Genomic DNA, 8,093 nt, shown 5'->3' with positions numbered 1-8,093 from the left:
CCTGTTTCGACGCCTGAAAGGATTCCGAAGAATCTTTAGCCGATTCGACAAGCTTGATGTGGTTTTCAGGTTTTTCATTAACTTTTCACTGATCGCCGACAGGCTGATTAGTGTGAACAGGCCCTAGGACGTTTCATCGAGAATCAAAAACGACAGGAAAATCATAAACAAACTCAAACCCACCACAAACGGCAGCGCCGGGTAGGTAAGCATTACCAGACCGGCAGAGATCCAGAGGTTTTTTACAATACCGCGTTTGCGGTGGTATTTCGTGGTGAAACGCCGGCGGTGGAAATGTGCCGGGTCCGGATTGATGTTCCTGGCCGGCCGCGACTGCATCTGTTGCCACCACAGGCGCAGGTAGAAAACCACCAAAGCCTTTAACATCGCCGCACTCCCCATAACCGAGGGTCATGGGGCTAAGTATAGGCGATTGAGCGAAAATGGCTAACCTGCAACCGGTTCCCGCATGGTGACAAATTCTTCAGCGGCGGTGGGATGAATACCGATGGTGTTGTCGAAGTCCTGTTTAGTGGCGCCCGCTTTTATGGCAATACCTATGCCCTGAATAATTTCACCGGCGTCAGAACCCACCATATGGCACCCGACAACTTTTTCCGTGACGCCATCGACCAGAAGTTTCATAAAGGTTTTTTCATCCAGGCCGCTCAGGGTGTGCTTCATATGGGTGAACGATGACTGGTAAACCTGCAGTTGCGGGTAGCGCTCCCGGGCCTGCTCTTCGGTCAGGCCCACGGTGGCGATATTGGGTTGGGAGAAGACGGCGGTGGGAATATTATCGTAGTCCACCGCCGCATTGGGCCTGTCGCCAAACAGGTAATGCGCCAGCGCCATGCCCTCGGCCAGTGCCACCGGCGTCAGTTCGATCCTGCCGATCACATCGCCGATGGCAAAAATCGACGGCTCCCCAGTCTGGAAATTGTCCCCGACCATCACCGCACCATTTTCGCGCAATTTCACCGCGGTGTTTTCCAGCCCCAGCCCATCCGTTTTGGCGCGCCGCCCGGTGGCGTACATCACCGCATCCACCACCCGGGTGCGACCCTGGGTATCGGTCACCTCCAGCTCACCGGAGGGCAACCGCTCGATCTGCGCCACGGAGGTATCAAAATGCAAGTTGACGCCTTTTTTCTCCATCTCATCGGCAACCACTTTGCGCACGCCGGCATCGAACCCGCGCAAAAACAGTGGGCCGCGGTAATACAGGTGGGATTCGGCACCGAGGCCATTGAAGATACCGGCGAACTCCACCGCGATATAACCGCCGCCGACCACGATCACCCGCTTGGGAAATTCTTCCAGATAAAAGGCCTCGTTCGACGTGATCACATGCTCGGCACCGGCGAAGTCCGGTACAAAAGGCCAGCCGCCTGTGGCAATTAAAATACGCTCGCTGGTAAAGCTGCGGTCGCCGACTTTGACGCTGTGGGCGCCGGTAATTTCGGCCCGCCCCTCAATCAATTCCACACCGGCGTTGGCCAGTATACTGCCGTAGATACCATTTAAGCGCTCGATCTCCCGGGTCTTTCTGTCGCGCAGGGTCGGCCAGTCAAAATGTGGCTGCGGTACCTGCCAGCCAAATCCCGCCGCCGCTTCGAAGTCCTCGCTGAAATGGGAGCCGTAGACAAACAACTTTTTCGGCACACAACCCACATTGACGCAGGTGCCGCCGAGGTAGCGGTCCTCGGCCACGGCCACGCGCGCGCCCAGTTGCGATGCGATACGGCTGGCGCGAACACCGCCGGAGCCGGCGCCAATAACAAATAAGTCGTAGTCAAAGTTGCTCACAAGCCTTCCTCACAAAGTCAAGAATATCGTCGCGCCGCTGGATAACGCTGGCAAAAGACAGCCAATCGCAGCAGAAGTTCATAGCGAGCGGGTCACCCAACTGCCGCAAACTATACCGGAACCCACTGCAAAGAGCAGGTTGTATATGACTATAGCGTTGATTGAGAGAGTTTAAGTCAGCCCGGATATTGCCGGGCAGTCAGATCAACCAGTTGGCACAGTTTTAGGCCGTTAGAGCACATCGAATCCGGGCTGGTGGCGTTCAGGCTTCGGTGTCGATACGGGGGCGCCCGGCGCCGCGCCGGCGATCGCCGCCGCAGCGCAGGTCCACCAGCGGTTTTTGCTGCCGCTGGCGGCGCTCGCGATGCCGGCGCCGATCTTGCGCCGGCGGCTTGGCCGGTTCGTCGGTCGCCTTGGCAGCGGCTGGAATGCCCGCGCCCTTGCGACTTTTGCCGGTCACTTTCTTGGCGGGTGTGACGGGTGTTGTCGGTCCTATATGTACCATGGCTCACCCCATTGGAAACGTTCCGCGGATGCAAAGCTGGGGATACTGTGCGGAAGTGGCATAGTTCCCCTTGAACAGGCTATCGGCCTCGTACGCAGAAGCTTGACCCTCACAAAGCGTTGCGGTGGCACCCCTCGCGGTGGCACGGTGCGGGGACGTAACTTCAGTTGCGTCCCCTTAGAATGGGGCCACTCCCCCTTCTAAAGGCACCACCTCCAGCGGCACGGTGCGAGGACAGGTTTTACCTGTCCCCCTCGAGAGGGACCACGCCACTTTTAACTGGCACTGCTACCTGTTTGTCGCAATGTTGGAAAGGGAACGAAGGAGATCGCAGTGACGGATAGCGGTGCTACTAGAGAGGCAAGTGGCACCATTCTAAGGGGACAGGTAAAACCTGTCCCCACACCATGCCAACGCGAGAGGTGCCACCAAAAGTAGTGCCGTCAGTCACCGGCCGCCTGAAACCAGTTGAGTTTCTCCCGCAGCCTCACCACCTCGCCGATAATCAGCAGTGTGGGCGCGCGCACCTCATTGGCCGCCACCACAGCCGGCAGGCTGGCGATATCGGCACTGAACACCCGCTGTTGCGGTGTGGTGCCTTTTTCCACCAGCGCCGCCGGTGTCGCCGGGGAGCGCCCGTGCGCGATCAGGGCTTCGCAAATAGCCGTCAGCCCGGTCAATCCCATATAAAACACTAACGTCTGAGTCGGCTCCACCAGTTCCGGCCAGTTGAGGTTGATACCGTCGCTTTGCAGGTGCCCGGTGACAAAGCGCACCGACTGGGCGCAATCGCGATGGGTCAGCGGAATCCCCGCGTAGGCCGCGCAACCGGAGGCGGCGGTAATACCCGGCACTACCTGAAACGGAATATGGTGTTCGGCCAGGCGTTCGATTTCCTCACCGCCGCGACCAAAAATAAAGGGATCGCCGCCTTTCAACCGCAGAACGCGCTGGCCCCGTTGCGCCAATTCCACCAGCAACTGGTTGATATCGGCCTGGGGCAGCGCGTGATCGCAGCGGCGCTTGCCGACATAGATACGCTCAGCGTCGCGGCGCACCAAATCCAGCACCGGCTCCGATACCAGGCGGTCGTACAAGACAACATCCGCCTGCTGCATCAGCCGCAGCGCGCGAAACGTCAACAGATCGGGATCACCGGGGCCGCCGCCCACCAGATAGACCTCGCCTCTGACGGTCTCCGGCAGTCCCTGTTCACGCGCCTCGAGCTGTTTTTGCAGCAGTGTCTCCGCCTCGGTTTCACGGCCGCTGAAAACCAGCTCGGCGACCGGGCCCTGGAGATGCTGTTCCCAAAAATCGCGGCGCCGGTCGACATCGGTAAACAGCCGCTTGGCCCGATCCCTGAAGCGGCTGGCCAGCCCCGCCAGGCGCCCGTAGGCGGCCGGCACCAGGGATTCGATGCGGGCCCGCAGCAACCGCGCCAGCACCGGCGCCTGGCCGCCGCTGGAAATACCGATCACCAGGGGGCTGCGATCTACAATCGCGGGCATGATAAACGAGCACAGGCGCGGACTGTCCACCACATTGACCGGCAGGTTGCGCGCCCGGGCGTCGCGGGAAACCTGCGCATTCAGTGTTTCGTCGTCGGTGGCGGCAATCACCAGCACACACCCCTGCAGTTGCGCCGCTGAGTAGGTCTCAAGCCGCACTTCGCCGTCGCCGGCCACCAGCGACGCCAACTCGGCGCCCACCCGCGGAGCCACCACCCGCACCCTGGCGCCGGCTTTTACCAGCAGCCGGGCCTTGCGCAGGGCGATGCCACCACCGCCGACCAGCAGGCAGCGCTGTTGTTTGAGATCAAAGAATAACGGGAGATAATCCATCGCGGCGGCAACCCAAATGTCAGCCGATTTTTGCCAGACCGCCGGCGTAGGGTCGCAACGCCGCGGGCACGATCACACTGCCGTCGGCCTGCTGGTAGTTTTCCAGCAGCGCAATCAGGGTGCGGCCGATGGCCAGACCCGAGCCGTTGAGAGTGTGCAGCAACTCAGCTTTACCGGTCTGCGGGTGGCGGTAGCGAGCCTTCATACGGCGGGCCTGGAAATCGCCAAAGTTACTGCACGAGGAGATTTCCCGATAGCGGTTCTGCGACGGCAGCCACACCTCGAGGTCATAGGTTTTGCGCGCCGAGAAACCGAGGTCGCCACCGCACAGAATCACCGTGCGATAGGGTAATTCCAGTTTCTGCAGAATCGTCTCGGCCTCGGCGGTGAGGGTTTCCAGCGCGCCCTCCGATGCCTCCGGCCGCACGAACTGCACCAGTTCCACTTTCTCGAACTGGTGCTGGCGGATCATGCCGCGGGTGTCTTTGCCGTAGCTGCCGGCCTCACTGCGAAAACAGGGACTGTGGCAGACGAACTTCATCGGCAGTTGCGCCCCGCTGTCCAACAGCTCGTTGCGCATAATGTTGGTGACGGGAATCTCCGCCGTCGATATCAGGTAGTAGTCCCGCTCGTCATCGAGTTTGAAAGCGTCCTGTTCAAACTTCGGCAATTGCCCGGTGCCGTACATCGAGTCGCGATTAACAATATAGGGGACATAAATTTCCCGGTACCCATGCTCGCCGGTGTGCACATCCAGCATAAATTGAATCAGTGCCCGGTGCAGGCGGGCGATAGCGCCGTACATCACGACAAAACGCGAGCCGGTGAGTTTGCTGGCCGTCTCAAAGTCCAGGCCCTGCAGCGCCAGTCCCAGGTCGACATGATCTTTGACCGCGAAATCGAACTCGCGCGGCGAACCCCAGCGCCGCACTTCGATGTTATCGTCTTCGGTAGCACCCGCCGGCACCTCCTCGGCGGGTATGTTGGGCACACTGCTCAGCAGCGTATCCAGTTGCCCCTGCACCGCGTGTAACTGGTGCTCGGCCTCGCTCAACGACTGCTTCAGGTTCTCCACCTCTTTCAGCAGCGGCGCGATATCCACACCTCCGGCTTTCGCCTTGCCAATATTTTTCGAGCGGCTGTTGCGCTCCTGCTGCAGGCGTTCGGTCTTTACCTGGATCGCTTTGCGCTCCTCTTCCAACGCGTGAATACGGCTGATATCGAGCACAAAACCGCGTTTGCTCAGGGCCTCGGCAACAGTTTCGGGATGAGTACGGACTAGTTTTGCATCTAACATAGTGACTAAACAGATGATGGTTGAAAGATAATTAAAACAGTGATTCGCCTGCTAAAAAATACGCAGACTTACGTGCACCGCCAGTGCCACGGCCGCCAGGCAGGTGATCACACTGGCGGCGATATAGGTCAGTGCCGTCAGCGCATGGCCGTTTTGCCAGAGGTTCAGCGCATCCAGTGAAAACGTCGAAAAGGTGGTGAAGGCCCCGAGAAACCCCGCCATCAACAGATGGCGCCACTCGGGGCTGACCAACCCCTTTTCGATAATTACCACGTAACAGACGCCGATCAGAAATGAGCCCAGCACATTGACGATCAGCGTACCGAGGGGAAAGCGGTTTTCCATAATCGGGTAGGCGTAGCTCGTCACCGCATAGCGCCCCAGCGCCCCCAGCGCGCCGCCCAGTGCTACCGCCAGCCAGTGCACGGGAAGCTCCCTTTGTCACGTTTCGCTGCGCTGTTTGCTATCTGACGGGTCGCCGTCGGGTCGCTTCTCGCCAGACTGTTTCTCATTCGGCTCTCTGCCTTCACCCTGCTGCCGGTCCAGCGCCCGCAGGTGCTCCAGCTTTTCTTTGATCTTGATTTCCAGACCCCGCTCCACGGGCTCGTAGTAATATCGGGCTGTCATCTCGTCGGGAAAGTAACGTTCCCCGGCCGCGTAGCCGCCCTCCTCGTCGTGGGCGTAGCGATAGGCCTGCCCGTAAGCCAACTCTTTCATCAAACCGGTGGGAGCATTGCGCAGATGCAGCGGCACCTCGTAACTCGGCAGTTGTTGCACATCCGCCATGGCACTTTTGAACGCATTATACACGGCATTGCTCTTGGGCGCTGCCGCCAGATAGACGATTGCCTGGGCGATGGCCAGTTGGCCCTCGGGGCTGCCCAGGCGCTCCTGGGTGTCCCAGGCGTTGAGCGCCAGTTGCAGGCCGCGCGGATCGGCGTTGCCGATATCCTCGCTGGCCATGCGCACCAGCCGCCGGGCGATATAGAGGGGATCGCAGCCGCCGTCGAGCATCCGCGCCAGCCAGTAGAGGGCGGCGTCCGGGGCCGAGCCGCGCACCGACTTGTGCAGGGCCGAAATCTGCTCGTAAAACAGGTCGCCGCCCTTGTCGAAGCGGCGCACATCGCCGGCCAGCACCTCCTCCAGCGTGGCCCGGGAAATCTGCGCCCCGCCGGCGTCCTCGGTGGCGAGGTCGGCGGCTATTTCCAGCAGGTTGAGCGCCCGCCGCGCGTCGCCGTCAGCGGCCCGCGCCAGCAACTGCAACTCTTCGGCAGCAACTGTCAGGGTCCGCTGACCTAAGCCGCGCTCGCTGTGCAGCGCCCGCTTGAGCAGCTCGACAATATGTTCCTCACTGAGCGAGCGCAGCACATAAACACGGCAGCGTGACAGGAGCGCGTTATTGAGCTCAAATGAAGGGTTTTCCGTGGTGGCGCCGATAAAAATAAGGGTGCCGTCTTCGACAAACGGCAGAAACGCGTCCTGTTGCGCCTTGTTGAAACGGTGCACCTCGTCGACAAACAGGATGGTTTTGCGACCGCGACCGGCCCGTTCCTGCTCGGCCACGGCAACGGCCGCGCGAATATCCTTGACGCCCGCCAGCACTGCCGAGAGAGTTTCGAAGCGGGCATCGGTCAGTTCGGCAAGCATCTTTGCCAGAGAGGTTTTACCGACACCGGGCGGCCCCCACAGTACCATCGAGTGCAGTTGGTCTTTTTCGATGGCCTCGCGCAGCGGCTTGCCCGGCCCCATCAGGTGTTCCTGGCCGATGTAGTCGTCGAGCGCGAGCGGGCGCATGCTGGCGGCCAGCGGTTGCTGCGCCGGTTGGGCAAACAGGTCGCTACTCATCGACCAGCACGTCGGTGCCGGGCGGCGGGATAAAGTTGAACTGCTGGTCGTCGACGGAGGGGTTGACCGCCAGATCACCGAGTCGAATGGTGGTGGTCTGGCCGAGGCTGTCGGCGAGCACCATCTCGCTCAGCTTGCCGGCGGCAAACTTCACTACCAGTGATTCGAACAGATTATTCTTACCTTTGGGCTGCAGGGCGAAGGCCTGTTGAGCGGTGCCCGACTCGACAACATCGACGTTGAACTGCGCGCGGATTTGCTCCACTTCGCCGCTGAGCAGCAGCGCCGGTGTCTGTTGCATGCGCTGATCGACGGCACGCACCGTCACCTGCTCCAGGTCGGGGTCGTAGAGCCAGAGCTTTTGTTGATTGCCGACCAGCAGCTGGTCGTAGGGGGTCTTGGTTTGCCAGCGAAACCTGCCGGGTTTTTTCAGGGCGAACAGACCGCTGCTTTGTTCGAGTAGTTCGCCATCGCGGTCGAGCATCGTCTGCTGAAAGCTGCCGGTCAGGGTTTGCATCGGTGCCAGCAGCTGGCTGAGTTGTTCGACCGGTGAGGCGGTGCTTGCGGCTTGGGCGAGACCGCTGCAGATGAACAATAGCAGGAGGCTTAAACTACGCATAAACGACACCATTCTCAATATATTTCCAGTCACAATGCTGGTTCAATGAAGCTTAACACCCGATGAACAGGGCTTATGCCGCTAATCACCTGAGCAGGCTATCGGCACCCCTAGCGGCGCACGGTGCGGGGACGTAACTTTAGTTGCGTCCCCCTCGTGTTAAAGGCGTTCGTGTTA

8 protein-coding genes are annotated in these 8,093 nt (G+C 60.2%); all 8 read right to left on the bottom strand.

The window, feature by feature from the left end:
* Positions 1–123 precede the first annotated feature (123 nt).
* Positions 124–387 carry a hypothetical protein gene (locus tag FKG94_RS17845; RefSeq protein WP_142905685.1) on the bottom strand — a complete coding sequence of 88 codons (264 nt, stop codon included), beginning with the start codon at positions 385–387 and terminating at the stop codon, positions 124–126.
* A gap of 60 nt (positions 388–447) precedes the next feature.
* Entirely contained in the window at positions 448–1,809 is a 1,362-nt protein-coding gene (gene gorA / locus FKG94_RS17840) for a glutathione-disulfide reductase (protein ID WP_142905684.1), read from the bottom strand.
* A gap of 262 nt (positions 1,810–2,071) precedes the next feature.
* Complete coding sequence (locus tag FKG94_RS17835) at positions 2,072–2,314, bottom strand: hypothetical protein (RefSeq protein ID WP_142905683.1); 243 nt, start codon at positions 2,312–2,314, stop codon at positions 2,072–2,074.
* A 443-nt stretch (positions 2,315–2,757) separates the two neighbouring features.
* A complete protein-coding gene (cysG, locus tag FKG94_RS17830) occupies positions 2,758–4,155 on the bottom strand; it encodes a siroheme synthase CysG (protein WP_142905682.1) in 1,398 nt (465 codons plus the stop codon).
* Between the two features lie 19 nt (positions 4,156–4,174).
* The gene (gene serS / locus FKG94_RS17825) at positions 4,175–5,452 is read right to left on the bottom strand and encodes a serine--tRNA ligase (protein ID WP_142905681.1); all 1,278 of its coding nucleotides are present in this window, start codon (positions 5,450–5,452) and stop codon (positions 4,175–4,177) included.
* Positions 5,453–5,503: 51 nt separating this feature from the next.
* Entirely contained in the window at positions 5,504–5,878 is a 375-nt protein-coding gene (gene crcB, locus FKG94_RS17820; protein WP_142905680.1) for a fluoride efflux transporter CrcB, read from the bottom strand.
* A 15-nt stretch (positions 5,879–5,893) separates the two neighbouring features.
* The gene (locus FKG94_RS17815) at positions 5,894–7,297 is read right to left on the bottom strand and encodes a replication-associated recombination protein A (protein ID WP_142905679.1); all 1,404 of its coding nucleotides are present in this window, start codon (positions 7,295–7,297) and stop codon (positions 5,894–5,896) included.
* Entirely contained in the window at positions 7,290–7,916 is a 627-nt protein-coding gene (lolA, locus tag FKG94_RS17810) for an outer membrane lipoprotein periplasmic chaperone LolA (RefSeq protein WP_179957696.1), read from the bottom strand. Before lolA ends, FKG94_RS17815 begins: the two co-directional genes overlap by 8 nt.
* Positions 7,917–8,093 lie beyond the last annotated feature (177 nt).

Origin of the sequence: Exilibacterium tricleocarpae (assembly GCF_007004655.1) — a bacterium.
Taxonomy (GTDB): Bacteria; Pseudomonadota; Gammaproteobacteria; order Pseudomonadales; family Cellvibrionaceae; genus Exilibacterium; species Exilibacterium tricleocarpae.
This window is presented reverse-complemented; position numbering and strand designations above follow the sequence as displayed.